The sequence below is a fragment of the Dyadobacter beijingensis DSM 21582 genome, from assembly GCF_000382205.1.
Classification (GTDB): Bacteria; Bacteroidota; Bacteroidia; order Cytophagales; family Spirosomataceae; genus Dyadobacter; species Dyadobacter beijingensis.
The window spans coordinates 366,540-390,676 of sequence record NZ_KB907791.1 but is presented as its reverse complement, the minus strand read 5'-3'; the positions used below and the strand labels follow the sequence as shown (position 1 = coordinate 390,676).

The window sequence follows — 24,137 nt, the reverse complement described above, 5'->3', positions numbered from 1 at the left end:
ATTGCACATTCAACACCCGCCGGGATGCTCCGGAATTTTCCGTTGCAGCTCGCTGGGGCGTTGGAAGCCCTGGTAAATGAACCACAAGAGCCTCATTTTCCATTTCCCATATAGCACTTCACCGATCAGGTCGAGCGTGCAATTCAGGTTGGGCATTATCTTGCTTTCGTACATCCTGCGAATATAAACATATGCCTTTGGCGGTTCGATAGGGATAAATTTATCCCTATCTGAATCGTAAATCCGTACTTGTCAGCAGGACGCATAGTGCCGAAATTTGTCCTAGACAAAAACAGCAAGGACGTGGATTTCAATTTTGAAAATGAACTAAAAGACAAAATTGCGCTCGTAACCGGGGGATCAAAAGGTGCCGGAAAAGCCATTGCAGACCGCCTTTTAAAAGCGGGCGCAACGGTGATCATTACCGCAAGAAACAAGCCCGAAGAAAATGGCAACGGCGGGCACAGTCCGCACGATTTGACCTGCATTGACCATTTTACTTCATTCTCATTTTTTCAATACCAAAACCTTTTTTTAACAACATAAACCATTCAGAATCATGAAACTTCCAGAAAACATAGACGGCTTACTAAAAGCACAAAACGAAGCAGACAGCACCGCATTTGCCGGTTTCTTTACAGAACACGCAACCGTTTTCGACGAAGGCTCGTCCTACACCGGTAGAGAGGAAATCAAACATTGGATACAAGAGGCGACTGAAAAGTATAATATGCAAGTGACGCCTGTTGATTTCACGCAAAACGGCACTAAAGGAACGCTTTCAGTGGAAACAACCGGCACGTTTCCCGGCAGCCCGGCAATGATGCAATACCACCTTGATATGGAAAATGCATTAATTGGTTCGCTGAAAATTACAGGTTAACAGCCTGTTACATTAGTTCACAGGATTGTTTTGCAAAAGTTGGATCTTGGCGAAGCAATCCTGTTTACATTTCATTTTAATTTAAAACATGATCAGAAAATTACGATTAATATCGACAGTTGCAGGTTTAGTACTGCTGTGTTTCTCAACACTCACTTTTGCGCAAAAGGCAGATTCGGTGAACATTGCCGAACCTGCTCAACGGGTCAAAATTGCCCCTGAAAGTGTCTTTAAAATGTTCCGTGAGGCGGGGATGAAGCCAATCAATCGCACGCTGACGTCAGCAGAAAAGGAAAAAGTGAGCAATGCTTTCTCGTTATTGCCGCCACTGCACCAGCGGATCTTGAATCAACATTTGCTTAGCATCAGCTTTATGGATAACATGCCCAACACCGCATTGACCTCGCCGGTGGATCCGGTCGGCGGGATTAAAATGTTTAACATCACTTTTCGAGGCGGCTTATTGAGTGAAAATGTTTCAGAATGGGCGACGTGGAAAGAGAATACTTGCTTTACGCCCGCAGTTGATTCGAGTTACCAGGTACGCGTGGAAGGCGGCAAATTGGACGCCATCATTTATGTGCTCCTGCACGAGGCCACGCACATTGTCGATGTGGTAACCGGGATTACCCCGCACATTGAAGATGCAGATGCAGTGGTGGAGCCGACAGCGTTCACAAAAGATATCTGGCGACTGATGAACAAGCCTGCCGAGCCATACATTGATTCCCTTCTGGAACAAACGCGGTTCCGGAGCGGGCGGCCAATTTCGATCAACCTCGCGCCGGATGTTTATGCGAAGCTTTCGAAAACGCCTTTTCCTTCATTATATGCGATGGCTGCGTGGTCTGAGGATGCCGCCGAGCTGCTCACAATCTATCACATGACCACCCGATTAAAGCAACCGTTTTATGTAGTGGTTACCAAAAACAATGTGGAAGTGGCCCGGTTTGAACCCATGAAAAATCCGCTGGTCAAAGCGCGATTGGGTCAGTTAGCGGCTTTCTACCAGCCATAACTTCCTCTACGGGAAAAATGTACAAGCAGCTTGGACTTTTATCCATTCTTCTGCGCGGTTCAACCTGCCACCTTTGTAATGTCAAAACACAACGACAATCTACTAATGGTTAGCAAATTAACTCAAAAACTCAAACTTACCACTCAGATGAAAACTATTGCCTTGACTATCGCATTCCTTTTCACTTTTATCCAAAGCCAATCTCTATTTGCACAAACACGCAAGCCCGCAGCCTTCGGAAGAGAGGAATACATTGAAGTGGAGAAAAATGTAAAACTGCACGTGATCGACCTGGGCCAAGGCCAGCCCGTTGTACTCATTCACGGATGGCCGCTGAACAACGAGATGTATGAATATCAATACCAGTATCTGGTTGAAAAAGGGTTCAGGGTCATCGGCATTTCCCTCCGCGGTTTCGGAAAATCGGACAGACCTTATGGGAAATACGACTTCGATACTTTCTCTGACGACATCAAGGTGGTTTTGGAAAAACTGAAAATCGAGAACGCAACATTAGGCGGATTTTCAATGGGGAGCGCGGTAACATTGCACTTTATAACCAAATACAATGGGGCACATATCAAAAAGTTAGCCGTATTCGGTGCAACCGGTCCATCATGGAAACAACGCGAAGGCCATCCTTACGGGATCACTGAGCAAGGTGCTATCGATCTGATCAAACAGACCAAAACAAACCGGGAGCAATTGGTAGCAGGATTCGGAAAAGCATTTGAAGGCCAGGAAGGCGGACTTTCACCGGAATCAATCAAATGGCTGGAAAGCATCAACCTGAATGCATCGCCATACGCTACTACTCAGGCTATCAGCGCATTGGGCGACCTGGACTTACGCCCTGTGCTTGGAAAAATCAAGATGCCGGTTGCAATATTCCACGGTGTAAATGACAAATTGTGTGACTATGCTCAGGCTGAGCAGCTTAACAAAGCCATTAAAGGATCTTACATCGTAAAATTTGAGAAAGGCGGACACGGATTATTTTTGGAAGAAATGGATAAATTCAACTCCGAGCTGGAAAAGTTTGCACGAAACTAACTAAAAGATGACGCCAGTGAAGCAAATCATTGCTTCACTGGCTTTCGGTCTAATTTGAAAAAGAAACTCTTCATTCACAAGCGTATATAGCCATGAGTACTGTTTTCAATAACAATTTAAAAACGCTGGGACTATTGCAAGTAAGCAAGGAGCAAACGGAGATCATCAACGGGCCAGCCTATAAAGAATACATCAAGATTCTCTATCTGCCCGCTGGCTACAAGCTCAGGGTTGATTTTGCGTGTTACGATACCCAGCAGCCTACATTGTTTTTTATCAGCCCCAATCAATATCTTGAACTGGAAATCGCTGGTGAGAAAAGCGGTTACTTCATTTTTTACAACCGCGATTTTTACTGTATTCAAATTCACGATCAGGAAGTTGCCTGCGATGGTTTATTGTTCAACAACATCAGGAACATGCCCAAAGTGGAGCTCTTGGAAAACGAAATCGCTTTTCTCGGAGGCCTGTTTAAGGAGATGATCGGGGAATTTCAGTTGAATGACAGCTCGCTGGAAGAAATGATGCGGACTTACCTTAAACAACTCCTCATCCGCGCGACGCGCTCCTGGAAACGTCAGCATTTGACCCATGATGTGACTGACCAGCAAAGCGATCTGGAATTTTTTCGCAAATTCACCAGGTTGGTAGAGGAGCATTATAAATCCAAACACACCGTCGCAGATTACGCCGATTTTCTTTGCATGGCGCCCAAAACGATCACGCATAAGTTCAACCGATTACGGCTACCACAGCCTAACGAGGTGATTAAAAATCGAATTATCCTGGAAGCGAAACGCCTGTTAGTCCATACTTCGCTAACAGCAAAAGAGATTGCTTACGAACTGGGGTATAGTGACCCTGCATATTTCAGTAGGCTGTTTCAGACGAAAACGGGTGAATCCCCATCAGGTTTTCGGGCAAACTTTTAGGGTTGAAACTCACTGCTCATCGCGTATCTGAATGCCATCCGGGAGGAGCCACATAATGTCTTTGGCGTCCCTACCGTGAAGTGGAAGTCCCTGGAACCAGCGCCGGCGGTGGAAACCAAAAATATCGTCCAGCACCGGATGCCCGCCCAGTTCCAGGCAGATCAGCCTGCAAAGCCTTGCCAGTATGGCCTGTCTTTCTCACCAGATAACACCAAGCTGTTGTTCAAATCCGAGCTCATAGGCAATTTCGGAAATACTGAGCTGCGTCGTCGTCAGCCGTTCCTTTGCTTTCTAATTTTTCGTGAATTTACTGCGGGGCATTCTGCCAGCCGGGTAGCTTCTTGCGTAAGCATAGCCCGACGTAAAGTGAATATCACTAAATACTTTTGAATCATGAGAAATACGCTGTCACAGATAAGTTTTAAGGAAATAACCGCTGATGGCCGCTGCCAGGATAATGTAAGGCTCTTGTAACTTCTTGATATAAATCAAGCCTAGAATCGATGCTAATGCAATAAGGGCAGATGTAATGTCTACTATCGAGCGGGTAGCGATGACAAATACCGAGCCGACCAACGCACCTACAACGGCCGCGGTAATGCCATCCACGAATGCTTTGATACTTTCATTCTTTGATATTTTCTTGAAATAGGGTGCAGGAAGTACTGTGAAAACGAAGCATGGTAAGAATACACCGAGCGCTGCTACGCTCGCACCTGCGAAGCCAGACACCAGAAAGCCAATAAATCCAACGGTAATCACCACGGGTCCGGGTGTGATCATGGCCACAGCGACTGAATCCAAAAATTGCTGCTCGTTGAGCCAACCCATTTCACCAACAACACCGGCTTGTAAGAACGGGATAATCGCCAGCCCACTACCGAAGACAAATGCACCGGCCTCTGTAAAGAACACCCCAAGCTGCCAGAGCTTGGCCGCATCAAAGTCCCAGAAACCTGTTGCAGCCACTAAAACGACAGACAGTGAAGCCGTGGGCTTTTTAATCCATCTGGGCGGCGCTTTGATGATCATATAAACAAGCCCGAGGATAATGAATAACCATACTTCTTCCCGCTGGGTTATAGCAGTCACAACGGCCATGACAATGAAGAATAGCCATAAGAGCCACCGGCTTTTAATGGCTTGTGTTTCCAGTTTGCTTACTGACTTGACGGTGAGCTTGTAGCAGCTCAGCGTGATAATACCGATTACAGCCGAGCCGACCCCGTAAAAGACCGACTGCATCCATGCCAGTCCGCCATACAGCTTATACGCCATCCCCAGCAGAACAACCATTATAAAGGAAGGAAGCACAAATGCCAGACCGGTAAGCGTAGCTCCCCAAACTCCATAGTGCACATAGCCCAGATAAATACCCAGCTGCGCGGCAAGCGGGCCTGGGGCAAGTTGCGCCAGCGCCAACCCCTCGCGATATTCGTCCTCGGAAATCCATTTCCGCTCTTCCACCAGATCACGGTGCATGTAGCCAATGAGTGCTACCGGCCCACCAAAGCCAAGTGTACCAAGTCTGAGAAAATATTTTGTCAGCTCCATTAAGCTGTACCGTGCTGTTTTAGGGGGTGTCAGGGTTTCCATATATGCTTTTCATTTTGCGCACACTATCCATTTCATTGTCAGTGGTTGGAATACGATCCATGAGGCGTTTTACCAAGGACATCCAAAGCGGCACGGAAGCCTTTCCAGCTGGCTGCGCAGCAGAAATCAAGGATTTTCGCTAGCTCTTCTGCCGACAAGGGCGGTGTTTTTACCGGTGCGCTGCTAGCAGTGGTACCGTAAAGCCCGGTTAACCCTGTTGTGGCCGCCATCGATGTTGCACCGAGCCATGTTCTTCTCGAAATCAGTGTTTCGTTTTCCATTTTTGAAATAATGTGGTTGACAATGCAATACTATCAAACCCATTACCTAAAAAATAGAATAAAAATAACTCGTTTGGACGGAGTTTACTTTTTGGCCAAAGATTTCCGAAAAGCCGCCGGGTTTTGCCCGGTGCATCCCGCACGGGTAAAAAGTGGCTTCGAAAATGCCATGCTGCCAGCAAATCTCCTTGATCGGAATGCCCGCTTCCTGCTGTTTGAGGATCGAAACGATGGCACGGACCACCCCGCTGCGCCTCTGTGAATCTCGTCTTAGCGGTCCAAATCTGATGTGACGACAATCAATTCATCAATTGAACGAAGCCCTGAATTCCAAAGGAGATTGTGAGGTTTTTGTTTTGAAAAGCTTACTAAATGACTGCGAATGTTCAAAGCCAAGTTCGTAAGCAATCTCGCTTATTGAAAGACTGGTAGTCGACAGCTTCTCCTTCGCTTTATCAATCAGTTTTTCATGAATGTGCTGCTGGGTGGATTGGCCTGTTAGTTGTTTTAACAGGCTGCCCAGATATTTAACAGATATATTTAGCTCACTGGCCACATACTGGACGGTTGGCAGCCCTTCTGACAATAAATCTTCATTGTTAAAGTAATCAGCCAGCACCTCTTCCACACGGTTTAAAATTTTGCTATTCGTAATCTTCCGGGTGATGAACTGGCGTTCGTAAAATCGCTGGGCGTAGGTGAATAATACTTCCAACTGTGCCACAATTACGTCCTGACTAAACTTGTCAATATTGGAACTGTACTCGTTTTGGATATTGTCGACAATGGAATTGATGACGGACTCTTCCTTGTCAGAAAGGAACAATGCTTCATTTGTTGAATATCCAAAGTATTCATACTGCTTGATCTTTTTTGCGAGCGATGTGTTCCATAGAAAGTCGGGATGGATAAACAGCATCCAGCCACGCAGGTTGTGCGGCATACCATTCTCTTCGCCCCGCAGTATTTGACCCGGAGCCAGAAAAGCCATCACACCTTCGTCAAAATCATATTTCTGCTGCCCGTAGAAAAGTTTATCGCAGCCGCGTTTCATCGAGACTACATAAAAATCAAATATGACCGAAGTAATGTCCGTATTATTGGTCAGACCTTCCAGATTTAAAATACTGATCAGCGGGTGATGCGGTTTTGCGATTCCTGCAATACGGTGCAGCTCCGAAATGGACCGTAATCTGTATGGTTCGGAATTTTTCATCAGGGCATTATTAGATTTTTAAAGCTTATTTAATGTTGAGCCAAAGTTCTTCCACGTTGAAACTGATCAGCGACACTTCCGTTTTAGCAGGCATTTCAACGGCAGTGGCGCTTCCGTCTCTGATAATCCGTGTGTGTTTGATCAATTCCTCAAGACTTTTCTTGTCTTCTTTTGTCCATTTACCCTCGCCAAAATCTAACACTTTTTTCTTCTCAACCCGCAACCCGTTTATTGAGTCTTTGAAATCAACAGGGTGTGCACTTTGATAGGAGCTGTCGACCAGCAAACTGAGCGGGCTGTCTGTTTTGTTGCTGATGTATACCGTTTTGGGAGGATTGCAGGATAAGATCATTATCGGGACAATTAAGATAGAACTTATAAGTTTCATAGTGTTCTTTTATTAAAATTCAACTTTGGCTAACGCTTTGGATATCTCCCATAATTTTAAAGAGTCATCTGCATTCTCTGCTTGTGCTGGTATTTTCGAGACAGCTGGAAATCCCCGGGTCTCCATCAATCTGTCTGGTCCATAATATGCGCCTCCCCTGGCGTCCGGAGATGTAGCCGCATACAATGTTGGCAAGGCTCCCTGTGCGGATGGCTGGAACAAGAATGGAAGAAAAGTCCGCGCCATTCCTGCAACACTCCAGCGCCCAGCGCCTGTGATCAGCAGATTGGTTCGGGAAACACCCGGATGGGCGGCGATGCTCGTAATGCCCCAACCATGCTTTTCGCTTTGCCGTTGAAGTTCGATGGCAAACATCAGGTTCGCCAATTTGGACTGACTGTACGCTTTCCCGGGCGCATACGCAGATTTCGATTGAAGGTCGTCAAAATTGATTGCTCCCTCCCGATTTGCTACACTCGAAACGGTCACTACGCGCCCTTCCCGCGATTTGCGTAGTAATGGGAGAAGTTGTGCGGTCAATGCAAAGTGACCAATGTGGTTTGTGCCGAATTGTAGCTCAAAGCCATCGACAGTTTCAAGCCGCTTTGGCGGCGTCATAACGCCAGCGTTGTTAATAAGAAGATCAATCGCTCGCCCTTTTGAAATCATTCTCGAAGCAAATGATTTGATTGATGAAAGATCCGCCAGGTCTATTTGCTCGAAACTCACTTTTGCTATGGGATTAACCTGTTTAATCCTGGCGGTAGACTCCGCGCCTTTCTTAGGATTGCGTCCCGTTAATGTGACATTCCACCCTGCTGACGCTAGTGCCAGTGCGTCTTCATATCCGATGCCTTCCGTGCTGCCCGTAATGATAGCTAAACCACTATTTGTCTGTGGAATGTCAGCTGTCGTCCAATTTTTCATTTGCGTCTGTTTCTCATGTTTTTTGTTAATACAAAAGTGGGTAACATTAAGAAAACAGATGTAGCCAAAAGTCGTATTGTTGTAGTGGAAAGTCATGTATGAGAACACACCGCATCCTCGGGACAGTCATTGATATTCCGGCTCAAACAGCCAGATATTTGCCCGTTTTACTCGCCGGTTCAGCGGCAACAGCTGCCGCGGTACCGCAAACAACGATTTTACCGCCCTTATCCCCAGCACCCGGCCCGACATCGATCACCCAGTCGCTGTTTGCGACAACGTGCATGTCGTGTTCGATGACAATGACGGTATTGCCCTGATCGACCAGTTTATTGAGCTGGACCAATAAATTGTCCACATCGGATGGATGCAGTCCTGTTGTAGGCTCATCCAAAATGTATAACGTATTGCCATGCTGGGCCCGTTGCAGCTCGGTAGCCAGCTTTATCCGCTGCGCCTCACCGCCCGAAAGCTCGGTAGCCGGTTGACCCAGACGCAAGTATCCCAAACCCACCTGACGGACCACATCCAGCGCCCGGCTGATTTGGGGTTCAGACTCAAAAAACTCAAATGCCTCATCCACATTCATCGCAAGTACCTCGGCAATGTTTTTGTCATGGTAGGTAACTTCCAGCGTTTTCTCATTGTAGCGACTCCCGTGACATACCGGGCAGGGCGTGTAAACACTGGGAAGAAACAAAAGTTCGACCATCACAAAGCCTTCGCCTTCACAGTTCTGGCAGCGTCCTTTTGCCACATTAAAGGAAAAACGGCCTGCGTCGTATTTTCGGCTCTTTGCCATTTTGGTACTGGCAAATAATTTCCGGACATGGTCGAACAGGCCTGTGTAGGTCGCCAGATTCGAACGCGGCGTGCGGCCGATGGGTTTCTGGTCTACCGGTATCAGCCTGCGGATTTGATTTGCACCTTCGGAAATGTACCCGCTGGTCGTTTTTATACCGTCCTCTTGAAGTAAGATATCCTCCCGATCTTCAATTACCGGAATTTGCTGTCCTAATTTTTCCAAAACCAGCTCTACAAGCGCCTGACTCACCAAGCTGCTCTTTCCCGAGCCGGATATGCCGGTGACGCTGGTCAATACACCCAATGGAAAGTCGGCATCGACATGCTTTAAATTATTCCGGCTTACGTCCCTGAGCCGCAGCCACCCTTTCGCCTCTCTTGCAGCTTTCTGGCTTTGATCTACATTAAACAAATAGCGCCTTGTCACGGACCTGTCCATTTTTTCCAATCCCAGCAATGGGCCGCTATAAAGTATTTCACCACCCTTTTCGCCCGCGCCTGGCCCGACATCGACCACCCAGTCGGCATGGCGGATGATTTCGATTTCATGCTCGACGACAAAAAGCGAGTTCCCGGCTGCTTTCAACCGGTCCAGCGCCCGGAGCAAGGACTGCGTGTCCGCAGGATGAAGACCTGCCGATGGCTCGTCGAGTACATATACCACACCAAACAGATTAGAATGTATCTGCGTCCCCAGCCGCAGGCGCTGCAATTCTCCCGGCGACAGCGTGGGCGTGCTTCTTTCAAGGGTCAGATATCCAAGCCCGAGATCGATCAGTACATCCAGGCGGGATAAAAGGTCATGACCTATGCGTTGAAGTACCAATGCCTTTTCAGGATGTTCATTGTTTAAGCGATCATTTTTTGAGTTTAGGGATGAGGATATGATTTCATGTAAACGCTGAATATTTAGCTGATATAATTCCGCAATATCCATCTCTGCAAATTTTACGGATAAAGGTTCAGGACGCAGGCGCTTTCCATGGCAGACGGGGCACGGCGCGCTCAGCATGAATTTGGACACGCGCTTTTTCATTGCTTGGCTGTGTGAATTGGCAAATGTCTGCATTACGTACCGTTTGGCCCCGGCAAAGGTGCCCATGTAGCTGGGTTCCATTTTTCGCGCCAGGGCTCGCTGAACTTGTTCCGCATTAAGTCCGGAATAAACCGGGACCACCGGCTGCTCTTCGGTAAACAAGATCCAGTCCCTGTCTTTCTTGGGCAGATCGCGCCAGGGAATGTCCACATTGTAGCCAAGCGTCATCAGTATTTCCCTCAAATTCTGCCCCTGCCAGGCTGTGGGCCAGGCTGCAATGGCTTTTTCCCGGATCGAAAGCGAGTCATCGGGCACCATCGAATGCTCGGTCACTTCATAAACGACCCCCAGCCCGTGGCATTCCGGACAGGCGCCTTCCGGCGTGTTGGGTGAAAACGATTCCGCATATACAATGGATTGACCCGGAGGATAATCTCCCGCCCTCGAATAGAGCATCCTGATCAGGTTGGAAATAGTTGTGACGCTGCCTACCGAAGAACGTGTGCTGGTCGCCCCCCGCTGCTGCTGCAAAGCGACAGCAGGAGGAAGACCGTCGATGCTGTCGACCTGCGGAATGGACATCTGATTAAAAAGCCGCCTCGCGTATGGAGAAACCGATTCCAGGTAACGACGCTGCGCTTCGGCATACAATGTCCCGAACGCAAGTGATGATTTACCAGAACCCGAGACGCCGGTAAATACGACTAGCGCACCTCTGGGAATTTCCAGATCCACATTTTTCAGATTATTCTCTTTGGCTCCCTGTACTTTGACAAAACCGGAGATAGTATGAGATTCTAATTCTTTTGACATGATATCAGGGATAAAAAGTATTGGCCAGCAAGGAATTAAAAAAAAGAGGGCCTGCAATAAGCAGGCCCTCTTTTTTTTTTAAGCTATCTCAATCAGCCTCGGGGCTTTTTGTTTGGCTTGCTCCTGTTTGGGAATCGTCAGGTGGAGTAAGCCGTTTTCATATTTTGCCGCAATGTGCTCAACATCGACCACGTCTTTGGGAAGAACGAAACTTCTTTGGAAAGACTGGTAGCTGAATTCCCTGCGGCTGTATCCATCCTGATCTGACTCTTGCCGCTGCTCTTTCTGAGAGCTGATCGTGAGCGTGTTTCCGTCCAGCTCCACCTTGAAGTCGTTTTTGGTCATGCCCGGCGCGGCCATCTCGACCTCGAAATTGTCGCCGGTCTCACGGATGTTTACCGAAGGCACCGTTGTGCTGGTAGCTGAGTAATTATTGTTGCCCCAGTTAAAAAGTTCGCGGCCAAAGAAATCGTCGAACAGCGCTGGGAATGTTTGGGGCAATAGCCCGTTCCTTTTGATGAGTGACATAATCAACCTCCTTTTTAAAAGTTAAACAATGAAATAGTGAACTTGTGGCCAGCCACTACCGTCTGACCGGTTACGCTTATTTCAAACCGTATACCAATCTGGATTTGCCTGAAATTTTTTCAGGGTTATGATATTTTTTCTGACAGTTTTACACTGCAGCAAACTGACAAAATGTTTACAATCCTCGCTAACCAAACCGAGGATGTCCCGGTATTCATCGGGACACCCTCGAACCTTTCTGGTCATTGATGGCTCTTGCAGCAAAACCCGCAGACATGACCAAAGTCAGCTCACCGGGTATGTTTGATCATCTTTCAGCTTACTGTTAGTCAATAACTTGCAACCGCTTTAACGACCATTTCAACCTAAGCAGGCAGCACATGAAAAAGATACTTGTCCCTTTTGACTTCTCTGCACTTTCCATGTCCGCGCTGAGGTTCGCTATCGAGCTGGCGGAAGCAGCGCAGGGCCAGGCAACCGCGCTGCATGTGGTGAATATCGCGCCGGTTTACCTGGAAAGCCTGGACCCGAACGGGTATCCTATCAGCTCCGCCTCGATACTCTCAGAATTGAGCCGCGAGGCAACTCAGCATTTCGCCCGGGTCAAAGTCGAGCTGAAAACAAGCATAGAACCCGGCTTTCGTGTTGAACAGGGGTTGCTGCACCAAATAGTGATCAAGACCATACACGAGACAGAAGCTGACCTGGTGGTGATGGGGACAAACGGAAGCAACGGGATCGCCGAGGTGATGATGGGTTCGAATACGGAAAAAGTCGTCAGGACTGCCCCGGTACCTGTCATTTCCATCCATAGGGGCCAAAAAATCAGCCAGATACAAAATATTATTTTCCCCACAACCATCGATCTGGACCAGCACCGCTTTATATGGCAGATCCGGGCATTGCAATCATTTTTCAGCGCGCACCTTCACCTGCTTTACGTGAAAACGCCCGATACCAAAGAAACTGACAAGACGTTGAGCGGTATGCTCGGCGATCTGGCCACATATTATGACCTTTCCGAGTATAGCGTTCATGTTACCCATGCGTCTAGCGAGGAAAAAGGCGTGCTCAAATTTGCCACCCGCATCCCAGGCTCGATGATCGCCATGGGTACACACGGCTACACAGGCTTGACCCACCTCATGCTGGGAAGTGTGGCCGAAAATGTGATCAACCACACCCGTGAAGCCGTCTGGACCTGCAGACTTTCCGAACATGCCTGAATCCAAAATTGAATGCATAACTATCCTAAACTAAGCCAGCATGATGGATTCACTCAGATTCTTTGACATGGTCTCCTGGGGCTTTTATCTGATCTGCAACGTGCTGGCCATCTTCATGGCATGAATGCTCCACGAATCCGGAACCGGCCAAACTAAAAAACAAACACCATGTCCGATATATCCAGAATTAAACATACAGCCCTGACGTCCAGAATCATGTCGGCCGGCCAGGCCGCCTCGCTCATCGGTGACGGCATGGTCGTCGGCGCCAGCGGGTTTACGCGCTCAGGTGACAGCAAAGCGGTACTGGCCGCGCTGGCAGAAAAGGCTGAGCAAGACCACACCCGCATTACGCTGATGACCGGGGCTTCACTGGGGCAAGGGACCGATGGCGCGCTGGCTACGGCCGGCGCAGTCGCCATGCGGCTACCATTCCAGTCCGATCCTGTGATGCGGACGATCATCAATGAGGGTAAGCTCTGCTATATCGATGAAAACCTGAGCGAAACAGCGGCCCATATCCGCAATGGGTTTCTGCCACCGATCGATATCGCCATCATCGAGGCCGCGGCGATCGAAGCCGACGGCGGCATTGTGCCCACCACTTCGCTGGGCAATTCGGCAATCTTTGTCCAGCAGGCCCGTCAGGTAATCATCGAGATCAACGAGGCGGTGCCTGTCGGGATCCGGGGTATTCACGATGTATTTCTGCCAGAGGACCCCACCGGCCGGGCTATACTACCGATTACCGAGGTATGGCAGCGCATCGGCCAGCAGGTCATTGCCTGCGATCCGTCCAGGATTGCAGCCATCGTTTTTACCAACCAGAAGGACTGCCCGGCCGAAACTACCGAGGGCAATGCCGCCGCCGAGGCTATTGCAGGGCATTTGCTGCATTTCTTTGAGCAGGAAATAGCTGCCGGGCGCCTGACACGCTCGCTAAGGCCCTTGCAGGCCGGGATCGGGAAAATTGCGGATGCCGTGCTGGGCGGGCTCGCGGAAGGCGACTTTGAGCATCTGAGCATGTACTCGGAGGTATTGCAGGATAGCACTTTCAAGCTGATTGAGAACGGGAAGATGGATTTCGCATCCGGAAGCTCGATGACGTTGTCCGAGGCATGCTACCAACGCGTATTCGCCGACCTCGACCGTTACCGTCATAAGATCCTGCTCCGTCCGCAAGACATTACCAATGCGGCCGAGGTGATCCAGCGGCTGGGCGTTATCGCCATTAACACGGCCCTGGAATGCGATATTTATGGCAATGTCAATTCTTCGCATATCTCCGGTAGCCACATCGTCAACGGTATCGGCGGCTCTGCCGATTTTGCCCAAAACAGCTACATGAGCATTTTCGTGACCGAATCGGTGACCAGAGGCGGCAACATATCACGTATAGTACCGATGGTTACCCATGTAGACCACTCCGAGCACGACGTGGATGTGATCGTTACCGAACAGGGCCTTGCCGATCTGAGAGGACTCGACCCAAGGCAAAAAGCACAGGCCATTCTCAGAAATTGCGTCCATCCCGATTACTACGACGACCTCTCCGGTTATTTCCTGCGTGCCTGTCGGCGCGGTGGCCACACCCCTCACCTGCTGGAAGAAGCGTTCCGGCTGCATGCCAACCTGACGGCAACCGGTTCGATGAAAACCCGCATTCTATCTGGCCTCGCTGACCCGGTCGAGGCTCACCGGAATTTTTCGTTAAGCGATCTCAAACCACCCTTCGCTGCAAAACCGCTCGCGCCCGACCGACCAGCTTAGCCGGGCGAGCCAGAAGGAATTTTTCCTAAGTCAATGACTTACCTGGCGGGGATAGGTCAGATTATTGGTGATCCGGCTGCCCTGCTATTGCGCCAGATAACCACCGTCAACCGGGTAATAGGCGCCTGTGACAAATGAAGCCTTCGGACTGCTGAGCCAAAGCACCAGTTCGGCCACTTCCTCGGGCTCGCCCATTCGCCCGATCGGATGCCGGCCGACCAGCCATTGCATCGTTGCTTCGTCCAGGTCTTTCAGCAGCGGCGTTTTGATAAATGCCGGGCCGACTGCATTAGCCCTTATTCCTTTCTCGCCGTATTCAAGCGCGATGTTTTTGGTCAGCCCGAGCAAGCCGTGCTTGGCAGCCACATATGCCAGACTGTTGGCAAATCCCACGCTTCCCAAAATGGAGGACATGTTTACGATAACTCCTCCGCCCGAATTCAGCATAGCCGGAATCTGGTAGCGCACACCGTAGAATACGCCCGAAAGATTTACAGCGATCACTTTGTCCCAGGCTTCGACCGGGTACATACCCGTTGGCGCCATTGCGCCGCCTATCCCTGCGTTATTACAAGCAATGTGCAGCGCGCCGTATTTGTCAATCGCCGCCCAGACGAGCGCCTCATTCTCCTCGGGGGAGGAAACGTCACATTTGACAAAAAAGCTTTCACCTCCTTCGTTTGTGATCAGCCGGACGGTATGCCGGCCTGAATCTTCGTCCATGTCGGAAACAACAACTTTTGCGCCTTCCCGCGCATAAGCAAGCGCTACGCTGCGCCCGATACCTGAGCCCGCGCCGGTAACGATGGCCACCTTGTCTTGTAAGATTTTCATGGTTTTCCTAAGTAATAGTTAGTTCTAAATGATCGCCTTGATCAGCGGTGCGGGGTAATGACGCCCGCCAGATGAGTAGCACCATGAAGCATCAAAAGGCAAAAAGCAGAAAGCGCAGCATGTTTTCATCTGATTGTTACTACGCAAAGTTGCTCGTTACCACATTGCAAAATTATGACCATAGTCATACGCAAAACAATTGGTTATCAACCTAATAACCTGGTTGCACAAAGAACGACGAAGCGTTCTCATGCGCTGCAAGCTGGCCGATGTAACTACTTAAAAGATCCGGATATTTCTTGCGTAAGCCCAGCGTAGCTAACAAAGCCGAAGGACCGGCGGTAACGCACCGAACTACAGACATGCCTTGGGCGGCCGGGGAACAATTAGAAAAACTCCCTGGCGACCAGGCTTACAACGGTGTTTTTTCTGTGGCCCTGATCAAATGGAGTATTGATTTTCAGAAGCCGAGCCATCCCGAATCCCGGCGGGGATTTGGTTCCCGGCAAATGGATACATCTCCACCTCTGCCCGGCCTTCGCCGGTTAATAAGTTAAACATTAATTTATTACCATTTATTATACATTTGTTCTGATGCTATTGCACACATTCATGTAGCTTCGTATTCTTCTTCCTGGCGTTCGATATCCAACCCGCACATCCAATAATAAGGTCAAGATTGCGTATAGTTCTTTGCAAGTTATTTCGAAAACCTATCAAACTATTTAAGGTTCATTTTCAAATTATTTGACCACCATCCATCTTAATTTAATTTACAAATTAGACTTTTAAAGTATTTATAATTCTTCTTTGATTTATTCGCGCAAACATGTCCGCCATTTACCAGCCGGAGCTGGATATTTATTATTCAAACTTAACGTAAATGCCATGTTACATCCCGTTCTAAAAGATATTGCGATTCGATTCAATAGTTCGCAAATTGTTGCAAACGGAGGAAAAGGACTGGTGCTTGGCGATATTGCAAAGCATGAAAAAGAAAGAGATACACCCGGAGGCGGAGATACGATTCAAAATAATCTGGTACTGACATTAGTGAGTGTTGAAGAAGAAAGCAGTCTTAAAAATAACTATCCGACACGCCAGGAGGACGCAATTTCTTTCAGCCAGAAACCGACATTGTTCCTTAATTTATACCTCCTCTTTTCTGCCAATTTCGACGACTATGAAGAGGCCCTCAAACATTTGGGATATGTCCTTTCATTTTTCCAGGCCAATACCCGGATCAGTTTCTCGGACCCGTCGGGCGACACCTACAACCTGAATTTTACGCTGCATAACATCGGTTTCGAAAGCCTGCATAACCTCTGGACGGTTTTGGGAGGGGCTGCAAAGCCTTCGGTGGTTTACAAGGCACGGTTGATCTTCATCCAGGGATCGCCGCTCAATGGTGCTGGATTAGTCACGCATATTCAAAGCAATGAGCATTTAAAATAACCTTTTGCCATGCTGGAGATTCTCTATGATATTCGGTGCTCAATCGTCTTCGAACATCACTTTTACAGTGAAGGCATTTGCACGGACATTCGCCTGACGCCCACCGGGGATACTATCCAAGCGTTAGAAGATCACGGTTTGCTGGTCAAAAATACCCTGGGGAAAACGCATATTTTCCAGCAGATCAGCGCCGGAGTGCCCGAAGTTCCTTTTACGGAGCCGGTTTGCTTTTCATTTATGGCCTCCCTCACTAATTCAGCCATATACAATCTATTTGACACAGGCGGCATCCGGCAATTTCATTTGACCAATCTGAACAGCGACGGGACATTCAGGGATACATTGACGCAGGACGAATATCTATCGCAACATGAAATATTACCCCGGATAACACCCCAGAAATTCAACTTTGAATTAAGAAAAGGAGCAATATCTAAATTGGTTATTGATTTTTTTGACAGTACAGGCTGGAACACAGTAACCACGGAAAATATCGATCCGAAAGCGGAAGGAATTGAATTAACTTTTATAAAACCCGGCAAATACAGAATTACCAAACAACCACTTCCGGCAGGCGAAACATCGCTCATATTAATAGCCAGTGACGACGCATACAAAAGCACACCTTTTTTTGCATTGATTGATATATGGTTACAAAATGATATTGCATTCAAAACATTATATACTGCCAAAATTCCCGGGAGGCTGTTCAAGTTTCAATACATTTTTACAGACGTAGAAAGCAAGCAAATCAACTACGACATTCCTATTATTGTAAGAGGTAAAAAACATATTCTTGATACAATTTCCGCAGAAAGTGACATTGCCTTTTCTGAATTGGAAATAGCCGATCCACCCGAGTCCAAAATAGATATTGTTGTTGCCCAATTAAAGAAAACCGGTTCAGATAGGATCTATGTGGTCGAATCAGTTTCACCTTTACCTGTGCTTGAAAACAGGCCTGCTTCCGTCAAATTAAAGGCAGGCGCAAACGAAGTAATATTGCCGGTCCCACTCCTTAATGATTTGCAAATCATCGACAATAAAGCTGTTGTTTTTTTCAACATTTAAATCATTAACCTTTTAAATACCATTTATTATGGCAGCATTAGTTGATACCCGAATGCCTGGCGTTTATACGGTAGAGGTCCCCACACTTCCGCCTTCCATTGCGCTGGTGCCAAGTGCCGTGCCGTGCTTCATCGGCTACACGGAAAAGCATGAGAAAAATGGCGAATCCCTCCTCAGAAAACCCACCCGCGTCCGTAGCATGCGTGAGTATGAAGACTGGTTCGGAGGGGCCTCCACTGCGCAGATCAAGGTGACTGTGGTTGACAATACGGGTATCGGCGGCGTGCTGGCCGTCAAGGCGAGAAGCGAAAATTTCAAAAACCGGATGCACTATGCCATGCAATTGTATTATGCCAATGGCGGGGGGCCCTGTTTCATTTATTCGATAGGCACCTACACCTTCGACAAGACTACCGAAGTATACGACGAAACATTGTTCAACGGCTTGAAAAAGGCAAAAGACATTACCATACTCGTGATGCCGGACGCCACGGACAGCGACAAATACAGTAATGCCGTGCAGGAAGCGCTCAAACATTGCTCGAAGGCTGTCAACCGCGTCGCGCTGCTCGATGTGAAGAACAGCGAAGATGAAATCGACGATTTCCGGAACATCGTTCCGATGCAGATAGACCAGAAAAAATACGGCGCTGCTTATTTCCCGTTCCTGAACACCACGCTCATGTTCAGGTATGAGATGGACGAAGTGGTGATCGAAAGCTTTTTCCGGAACAACCAGGCTATGAACGCCGCCGATGCCACAGCGGCAGCCAACGCCGCAGCCGATTATCAGACAAAAAAAGCAGCCCAGGCGAAGGCCGAAGCAGATCAGGTGCTGTATGTGAGCATCAAAAATGCCGTCGGCAAGGCGCATGCTGCCGATAATGCGATCGCCATCGCCGATTTGCAGGAAGTCGCGAAAAGAGAGGCCAAGCGCATTACCGGAATTGCTACCCTGGACGCAAGTCTGTCGGCGGCGACTGTAACGGATTTCCCGACACTCGATGCGGCTATCGACACTTTGACTACCGGCCTGGACGTGCAGGGAAAAACCGATGCCGCGAACGCCGCCCTGGCCGCCGCTGCCGTAATTGCAAAATCCGGAGACTTGCAGGGCATGACGCTGGATATTCTGGAAGATGCCAACAACGAACTGGCCTCGAAAATCAAACAAGCGATCCGGGATTTACCCGTACTCATGCCGCCTACCTCGGCTATCGCGGGCATTATGGTGCAGACGGATGCCACCCAGGGTGTGTGGCAGGCGCCTGCCAACGTCGGGGTTGCCGCTACCATTGCCCCTGCCATCGAGATCGACGACGACCTTCACGCTTCACTCAATGTCGACGCTACTTCCGGCAAGTCCATCAATGCGATCCGTTCGTACGAGGGCCGCGGCGTGCTGGTGTTCGGGGCAAGGACGCTCGCGGGCAACGACTTGGAATGGCGGTACATTTCGGTGCGCCGTACCTTCTGCTTTATCGAAGACGCCATCGGACGGGCCATGCAAAATTTCGTCTTCTCTCCCAACACCCGCGATACCTGGATCAAAGCCAAAGCGATGATCGACAATTTTTTAGTCCAGATCTGGCAGGCGGGCGGTCTTTTTGGAAATACAACCAATGAAGCATTCCAGGTGAATGTAGGCTTGCCCGAAACCATGACGGATGTCGATATTCTGGAAGGCAAGATGATCGTCGAAATCAAACTGCGCGTGGCAAGGCCGGCCGAATTTATTATCCTGCGCTACGAGCACAAGTTCCAGGCAAATGCTAACTAATCGTTCCACATCCATTATTTATCATTCAAATCATGGCTACTAGCGTTTCTTACCCGATAGCGAAATTCCGTTTCAAAGTAAAATGGGAGGGATTATCCAAGGAAAATGAAATCGGTTTTACCGAGGTTACCGGCCTGGACTATCAGATCGATGTGATAGAATACCGCGACGGCACAGACCCGAATCTATCCAAACGGAAACTGCCCGGAATGCGGAAATTCAGCAATGTGACACTCAAAAGAGGTGTTTTCAAAGGCCTGCGCGATTTTTACGACTGGATCGACGGCGGTGATGCCGCGTCGGACAAATCCGTTGTGAAACGCAAAGACTACCGGCGCACAGTCACGATTACGCTCATGGACGAAGCCGCTACCGAAGTGGTATCATGGACACTCCAAAATGCCATTCCCATCAAAGTACAGTTTTCGGACATGAAGGCCGACGGCAATGAAATTTCGATTGATACGATGGAACTGGCGCACGAAGGACTCACGGTTTCCTACATCTGACGACCCGAAAATGGCTCTGTACCCGCCCACAGGTTTTTTCTTCAAGGTGAAGATTGGTGATTTTGAGGACGTCGCGTTTCAGGAAGTCACCGGCCTGAGTATGACGCTGGAAACAGTACCCATCAAAGAAGGTGGCCAGAACCGGTTTGTCTATCAGTTGCCGGTGCGCACTTCTTCGGAAAAACTGATTTTGAAACGGGGCCTCGAAGTGAGTTCTCAGCTGGCAAACTGGTGCAAAGACGCGCTGGAAAATTTTTCATTCAGCCCGAAAGACCTGGAAATTTCGCTGCTGGATTTTGCAGCGCAGGACAAGATACTCGTGACCTGGCAGGTGGTAAGGGCCTATCCTACCAAATGGTCGGTCTCCGGCTTCAATGCCGCCAACAACGAGCTTGCTATCGAGAGCATCGAATTGCAGTACCAGCATTTCTCCAAAATCTTTCCGTCATGATCGAAATCAAGGAACTGGTCGTCAGGGCAAACATCACCGAAACGCCCATCGATCCCGCTTCGCCACCCAGGCAGGATGCCCGCAACAGCACGCGCGAGGGTTTAAATGAGGAAGTGATACAAGCGTGTGTCAGGCAGGTGATGGATATTCTGAAAAGACAAAAAGAACGGTAATTATGGGCTACGTCAACAAATTGCGGATTATGTCGGTACACCTCGATTCGGGGTCGCCGCTGGCCATTGCGAGCTCGGTCCTGCAAACGCTCGCCGGCGGGGTTTTTGAATTGCAGATGAATCCGGAAACGTATTCCCGAAATTTCGAGATAGAATACGCCACGCCTACCGACATTGGCGCTCCACTGGTCCACTCGCAGTTCAAAGGCGTGAAGCCCGAAGCGCTGGAAATCAAATTTACCATTGATGGGACAGGCATTGTACCCGTGCAGCAGCCGGCCATTGACCTGGTAACGCAGGCATTTGCCGCTGGTGGCAGCGATGCACAGGTCGCATTCGTGACTGCCAAACTGCAACAGCTGCAAATCGTTGCCTACGGAATCCAGTCGGAAACGCACCGGCCGCCGTTTATGGTGGTCAACTGGGGAAAGCTGGTGTTTATGGGTGTATTACAGAGCATGTCGCACACATTCACGCTCTTTCACGAATCGGGACTGCCACTCAGGGTTGATGTTACGCTGAAAATAAATGAGTTCAAAATGCCGTCCGTGGCAACCGCCGCGCTCTCGCTGCTATCGCCCGACCTGACCCGCAAGCACATCGTCAAATCGAGCGATACCCTGATTAACCTCTGCCTGGACACCTACCAGAAGCCCGACTATTATCTGGAAATAGCCAGGGTCAACGAATTGACAAATTTCCGGAGGCTCAAACAAGGCTCCGAACTGATTTTACCGCCGATTGCCAACTCTTAAACCGCCTGACAGATGGTCGGACTACCCAGCATATCGCCCCAAGCATCCACCGAACCCACGCATACCGTGAGTACGAAAATATTGGTAGACGGTAGCGACCTGACGAAAAAGCCAGGCGGCCTGCTTTCGATGTCCGTTCAAAATGAACTAAACCGCATTCCCTCGGCCAACATCGTCTGGGCGGACGGAGCGGTCGAAAAAGGCACGTTTTCCAAAAGCAGCTCGGTGAATTTTGCCCCTGGCAAGATGGTAGACATCCAGCTCGGCTACCAAAACCAGACCGAAAATGTTTTCAAAGGTCTGATCGTCAGGCACCGCATTAAAGCATCGGCGGGCAGCCCCTCGGCGCTCGAACTGGAATGCAAGGACGCCGCGATACACCTCACACTGACCAGGAAGAGCCGTTATTTTGTCGATCAAAAGGACAAATCCGTTTTCCAGGAAATTATCGGTGAATATAAAAACCGGGGCGTGACCATTGGCACACTGGACGATACCGAAGCCCCGCAACCCGAACTGGTCCAGTACGATTGCACCGACTGGGATTTTCTGGTAATGCGGGCCGAAGCCAATGGGCTGGTGGTGATGGTGAGCAATGGCAAGATAAGCATTGTGAAACCCGCCAAGGCCGCCAAGGCCGATTTCGAGGTTACCTGGGGTACGGACCTCCTCGACCTGGAAGCGGAAATGGACGTTCGCACCCACTATGCCGACATTTCCACATCGAGCTGGGATGCCGTAAATAGCAAAATGGCCACCGAAAAAGGGTCGGGAAATACCGGTGCCGTAGGTAGTGCGGCAGGTGCATTGAATGGGTTGGGACAGGCCGCCGGTGCAGCAGGCAATGCACTGGGCATCGATACCGGGGTCGAAGACACCAGACATCAGTTTCCGGAAGTATTTTATCAATCGGAAAAACCGCAGCTGTTCCATGGCGGAGACATGGACACCAAAGCGCTGGGTGCCTGGGCCAAAGGGCAGCAGAAACGCGCCGAACTATCGCAGGTGCGGGGCCGCGTGCAGGTAAGGGGCCGCCACTATGTCCCGCTGCACACGCTGGCGCTCAAGAAGGTAGCAGGCCGCTTCAACGGCTCGCACCTGATAAGCGGCGTGCTTCACCAGGTCCATAGCGGTACCTGGGAAGTGGATATCCAGTTTGGACTTTCCGCGCAAACCTTTGCCGAAACCAAACCTTACATTACCTCGCCGGAAGCCGGAGGTTTGCTCCCGGCGATCCAGGGCCTGCACGTCGGTATTGTCACCAAAATCGAAGGCGACACAGTCACGGGCGGGCATCGCATTAAAGTCAAAATTCCGTTTATCGCCGACCAGGGGCGCAATTCGGAAGGAATCTGGGCGCGACAGGCGACCATTTCCGCCGGCGATAAAAGAGGCTCGGTATTCAGGCCCGAGATAAAAGACGAAGTCATTCTCGGCTTTATCAACAACGACCCCAACGACGCCATTATCCTGGGCATGCTGCACAGCAAAACCAAGCCAGCGCCTATCGACGCGAAGGACAAAAACCTGCAACAAGGTTATTTCGCAAAAAAAGGCATGAGCTTGTTGTTTGACGACGAAAAGAAAAGCATCGAGCTCAAAACGCAGGAAGGTTACAGCATCCTTGTCAGCGAATCCCCGGGAAAGATCGAGCTCAAAGACAAAAGCGGGAACACCGTCACCCTTTCCGAATCGGGGATTAGCCTCGTCGGCAAATCGAACATCTCGATCGAAGCCGAAGGTGAAGTGAGCATTAAAGGTAAAACCATTCAACTCAACAAACCCGGACCATGATTAAACCCGCCGCACGTCTTTCCGATCTTCAGGTATGCACGCTCAACACTGCGGGCGTCGCTCACGTAGGCGGGTCAATCACCATCGCCGCGCCGCGCACGGTATTCGTCAACGGCATGAAGGCCGCGACTATTCAGGACCAATGTCCCTGTGCAGCGGGCGGGCCTAATGTCATCGCCGCTGGCTCCGGGTCTGTATTTTTTGACGGGCTTGCAGCTGCGCGGCAGTCTGATTCGACGGCACACGGCGGGCGAATTAGCAGCGGCTCTGCAGATGTGTTTATAGGAGATTAAATGCTGGCCTTACAGCCGGCGAATTAAAACAGATTTATCACGATCCTATGGAAACAACCCCATTGCCTCCCGAACGCCGCAGTTTTCTCGGAACCGGCTGGGCTTTCCCGCCCGAATTTTCCAAGCCGAACTGCACGCCCAAAATGGTTTCGGACGAGGAAGACATTTGGCAAAGCCTGAAAATACTGTTCAGCACAAGCCTGAAAGAACGTCGGATCACGCCTGACTATGGCTGCAATCTCGCCGATTTCGTGTTTGCGCCACTGAATGTGTCTCTATTGTCGCTCCTTGAAGAAATGATACGCGAAGCGATTTTGCTCCATGAACCGCGGATCAAGCTCAACGAGCTGCGACTGGATGTGGTGGAACTCGAAGGCCGTCTGAACATCCTGCTGGAATATACAGTCCGCGCTACCAATAACCGCTTCAACCGCGTGTTCCCCTACTATTTGAACGAAGGTACCAACGTCGCACCCTAAGCATCATTTCCTGTTATGGCACTTGTCGCACACCCGCTTGCCCGGTCTGGCACCACGCAACAAGAAAGGCTT

Annotated in this window: 26 protein-coding genes and 1 pseudogene; 18 read left to right on the top strand and 9 right to left on the bottom strand. The window is 49.5% G+C overall.

Annotated features, from left to right (window positions below; all coding sequences use genetic code 11):
* Positions 1-9: 9 nt before the first annotated feature.
* Positions 10-156 (bottom strand): winged helix-turn-helix transcriptional regulator, encoded by a 147-nt coding sequence (locus H144_RS34915; protein WP_229208013.1) that lies wholly within the window; start codon positions 154-156, stop codon positions 10-12.
* Between the two features lie 147 nt (positions 157-303).
* Between H144_RS34915 and H144_RS35175 the strand changes: the two are divergent.
* From H144_RS35175 to H144_RS0127785, 5 genes and pseudogenes are all read left to right on the top strand, one after another.
* Positions 304-465, top strand: a pseudogene (locus H144_RS35175) (SDR family NAD(P)-dependent oxidoreductase); the annotation flags it as partial.
* A 94-nt stretch (positions 466-559) separates the two neighbouring features.
* Complete coding sequence (locus tag H144_RS0127800) at positions 560-883, top strand: nuclear transport factor 2 family protein (RefSeq protein WP_019945402.1); 324 nt, start codon at positions 560-562, stop codon at positions 881-883.
* Positions 884-971: 88 nt separating this feature from the next.
* Positions 972-1,901 (top strand): hypothetical protein, encoded by a 930-nt coding sequence (locus tag H144_RS0127795; RefSeq protein ID WP_157505205.1) that lies wholly within the window; start codon positions 972-974, stop codon positions 1,899-1,901.
* 78 nt (positions 1,902-1,979) lie between these two features.
* Positions 1,980-2,954 (top strand): alpha/beta fold hydrolase, encoded by a 975-nt coding sequence (locus H144_RS0127790; RefSeq protein WP_229208012.1) that lies wholly within the window; start codon positions 1,980-1,982, stop codon positions 2,952-2,954.
* 92 nt (positions 2,955-3,046) lie between these two features.
* Complete coding sequence (locus tag H144_RS0127785) at positions 3,047-3,886, top strand: helix-turn-helix domain-containing protein (RefSeq protein ID WP_019945399.1); 840 nt, start codon at positions 3,047-3,049, stop codon at positions 3,884-3,886.
* Positions 3,887-4,294: 408 nt separating this feature from the next.
* On the opposite strand, the gene H144_RS0127780 is transcribed toward H144_RS0127785, so the two are convergent.
* Positions 4,295-5,482, bottom strand: a complete 1,188-nt coding sequence (locus H144_RS0127780; RefSeq protein ID WP_026351049.1) for a chromate transporter — start codon at positions 5,480-5,482, stop codon at positions 4,295-4,297.
* A 38-nt stretch (positions 5,483-5,520) separates the two neighbouring features.
* On the bottom strand, positions 5,521-5,763 hold the full coding sequence (locus H144_RS0127775) for a hypothetical protein (RefSeq protein ID WP_019945396.1): 243 nt from the start codon (positions 5,761-5,763) through the stop codon (positions 5,521-5,523).
* 22 nt (positions 5,764-5,785) lie between these two features.
* On the opposite strand from H144_RS0127775, the gene H144_RS34465 reads away from it, so the two are divergent.
* Positions 5,786-6,025: a hypothetical protein gene (locus H144_RS34465; protein WP_157505204.1), complete on the top strand. Its 240-nt coding sequence runs from the start codon at positions 5,786-5,788 to the stop codon at positions 6,023-6,025.
* A 45-nt stretch (positions 6,026-6,070) separates the two neighbouring features.
* Here H144_RS34465 and H144_RS0127765 read toward each other — a convergent pair whose 3' ends face one another.
* The 5 genes from H144_RS0127765 to H144_RS0127745 all read right to left on the bottom strand — a co-directional run bounded on the left by H144_RS0127765 (position 6,071) and on the right by H144_RS0127745 (position 11,475).
* Positions 6,071-6,979, bottom strand: a complete 909-nt coding sequence (locus tag H144_RS0127765) for a helix-turn-helix domain-containing protein (protein ID WP_019945394.1) — start codon at positions 6,977-6,979, stop codon at positions 6,071-6,073.
* 25 nt (positions 6,980-7,004) lie between these two features.
* Entirely contained in the window at positions 7,005-7,367 is a 363-nt protein-coding gene (locus tag H144_RS0127760; RefSeq protein ID WP_019945393.1) for a hypothetical protein, read from the bottom strand.
* 12 nt (positions 7,368-7,379) lie between these two features.
* Positions 7,380-8,390 (bottom strand): SDR family oxidoreductase, encoded by a 1,011-nt coding sequence (locus H144_RS0127755; protein WP_229208011.1) that lies wholly within the window; start codon positions 8,388-8,390, stop codon positions 7,380-7,382.
* Positions 8,391-8,436: 46 nt separating this feature from the next.
* A complete protein-coding gene (gene uvrA / locus H144_RS0127750; protein WP_019945391.1) occupies positions 8,437-10,947 on the bottom strand; it encodes an excinuclease ABC subunit UvrA in 2,511 nt (836 codons plus the stop codon).
* Positions 10,948-11,025: 78 nt separating this feature from the next.
* Positions 11,026-11,475, bottom strand: coding sequence for an Hsp20/alpha crystallin family protein (locus tag H144_RS0127745; protein ID WP_015810350.1), 450 nt, complete (start codon positions 11,473-11,475; stop codon positions 11,026-11,028).
* A 380-nt stretch (positions 11,476-11,855) separates the two neighbouring features.
* Here H144_RS0127745 and H144_RS0127740 point away from each other — a divergent pair, with 380 nt between their 5' ends.
* A complete protein-coding gene (locus H144_RS0127740; RefSeq protein ID WP_033403305.1) occupies positions 11,856-12,701 on the top strand; it encodes a universal stress protein in 846 nt (281 codons plus the stop codon).
* Positions 12,702-12,869: 168 nt separating this feature from the next.
* Positions 12,870-14,471, top strand: a complete 1,602-nt coding sequence (scpC, locus tag H144_RS0127735; RefSeq protein WP_157505203.1) for a succinyl-CoA:acetate CoA-transferase ScpC — start codon at positions 12,870-12,872, stop codon at positions 14,469-14,471.
* An 84-nt stretch (positions 14,472-14,555) separates the two neighbouring features.
* Here scpC and H144_RS0127730 read toward each other — a convergent pair whose 3' ends face one another.
* On the bottom strand, positions 14,556-15,305 hold the full coding sequence (locus H144_RS0127730; protein WP_019945388.1) for an SDR family NAD(P)-dependent oxidoreductase: 750 nt from the start codon (positions 15,303-15,305) through the stop codon (positions 14,556-14,558).
* 810 nt (positions 15,306-16,115) lie between these two features.
* On the opposite strand from H144_RS0127730, the gene H144_RS33575 reads away from it, so the two are divergent.
* Genes H144_RS33575 through H144_RS0127680 form a run of 10 tightly spaced genes read left to right on the top strand, consistent with a single transcriptional unit; the run spans position 16,116 to position 24,065 of the window.
* Positions 16,116-16,760: a contractile injection system cap protein gene (locus H144_RS33575; RefSeq protein ID WP_157505202.1), complete on the top strand. Its 645-nt coding sequence runs from the start codon at positions 16,116-16,118 to the stop codon at positions 16,758-16,760.
* A gap of 9 nt (positions 16,761-16,769) precedes the next feature.
* Positions 16,770-17,831, top strand: coding sequence for a hypothetical protein (locus H144_RS0127720; RefSeq protein WP_019945386.1), 1,062 nt, complete (start codon positions 16,770-16,772; stop codon positions 17,829-17,831).
* Positions 17,832-17,859: 28 nt separating this feature from the next.
* Complete coding sequence (locus tag H144_RS33570; RefSeq protein ID WP_084600032.1) at positions 17,860-19,611, top strand: phage tail sheath family protein; 1,752 nt, start codon at positions 17,860-17,862, stop codon at positions 19,609-19,611.
* 32 nt (positions 19,612-19,643) lie between these two features.
* Positions 19,644-20,120, top strand: coding sequence for a phage tail protein (locus H144_RS0127710; protein ID WP_019945384.1), 477 nt, complete (start codon positions 19,644-19,646; stop codon positions 20,118-20,120).
* Between the two features lie 10 nt (positions 20,121-20,130).
* Positions 20,131-20,571, top strand: a complete 441-nt coding sequence (locus H144_RS0127705) for a phage tail protein (RefSeq protein WP_019945383.1) — start codon at positions 20,131-20,133, stop codon at positions 20,569-20,571.
* The gene (locus H144_RS34460) at positions 20,568-20,744 is read left to right on the top strand and encodes a DUF5908 family protein (protein ID WP_019945382.1); all 177 of its coding nucleotides are present in this window, start codon (positions 20,568-20,570) and stop codon (positions 20,742-20,744) included. Before H144_RS0127705 ends, H144_RS34460 begins: the two co-directional genes overlap by 4 nt.
* Before the next feature lie 2 nt (positions 20,745-20,746).
* Positions 20,747-21,499: a CIS tube protein gene (locus H144_RS0127695; protein WP_019945381.1), complete on the top strand. Its 753-nt coding sequence runs from the start codon at positions 20,747-20,749 to the stop codon at positions 21,497-21,499.
* Between the two features lie 12 nt (positions 21,500-21,511).
* Positions 21,512-23,293: a type VI secretion system tip protein VgrG gene (gene vgrG, locus H144_RS0127690; RefSeq protein ID WP_019945380.1), complete on the top strand. Its 1,782-nt coding sequence runs from the start codon at positions 21,512-21,514 to the stop codon at positions 23,291-23,293.
* Positions 23,290-23,586 carry a PAAR domain-containing contractile injection system baseplate protein gene (locus tag H144_RS0127685; protein WP_019945379.1) on the top strand — a complete coding sequence of 99 codons (297 nt, stop codon included), beginning with the start codon at positions 23,290-23,292 and terminating at the stop codon, positions 23,584-23,586. Before vgrG ends, H144_RS0127685 begins: the two co-directional genes overlap by 4 nt.
* A 47-nt stretch (positions 23,587-23,633) precedes the next feature.
* A complete protein-coding gene (locus H144_RS0127680) occupies positions 23,634-24,065 on the top strand; it encodes a gp25 family contractile injection system sheath assembly initiator (RefSeq protein WP_019945378.1) in 432 nt (143 codons plus the stop codon).
* Positions 24,066-24,137 lie beyond the last annotated feature (72 nt).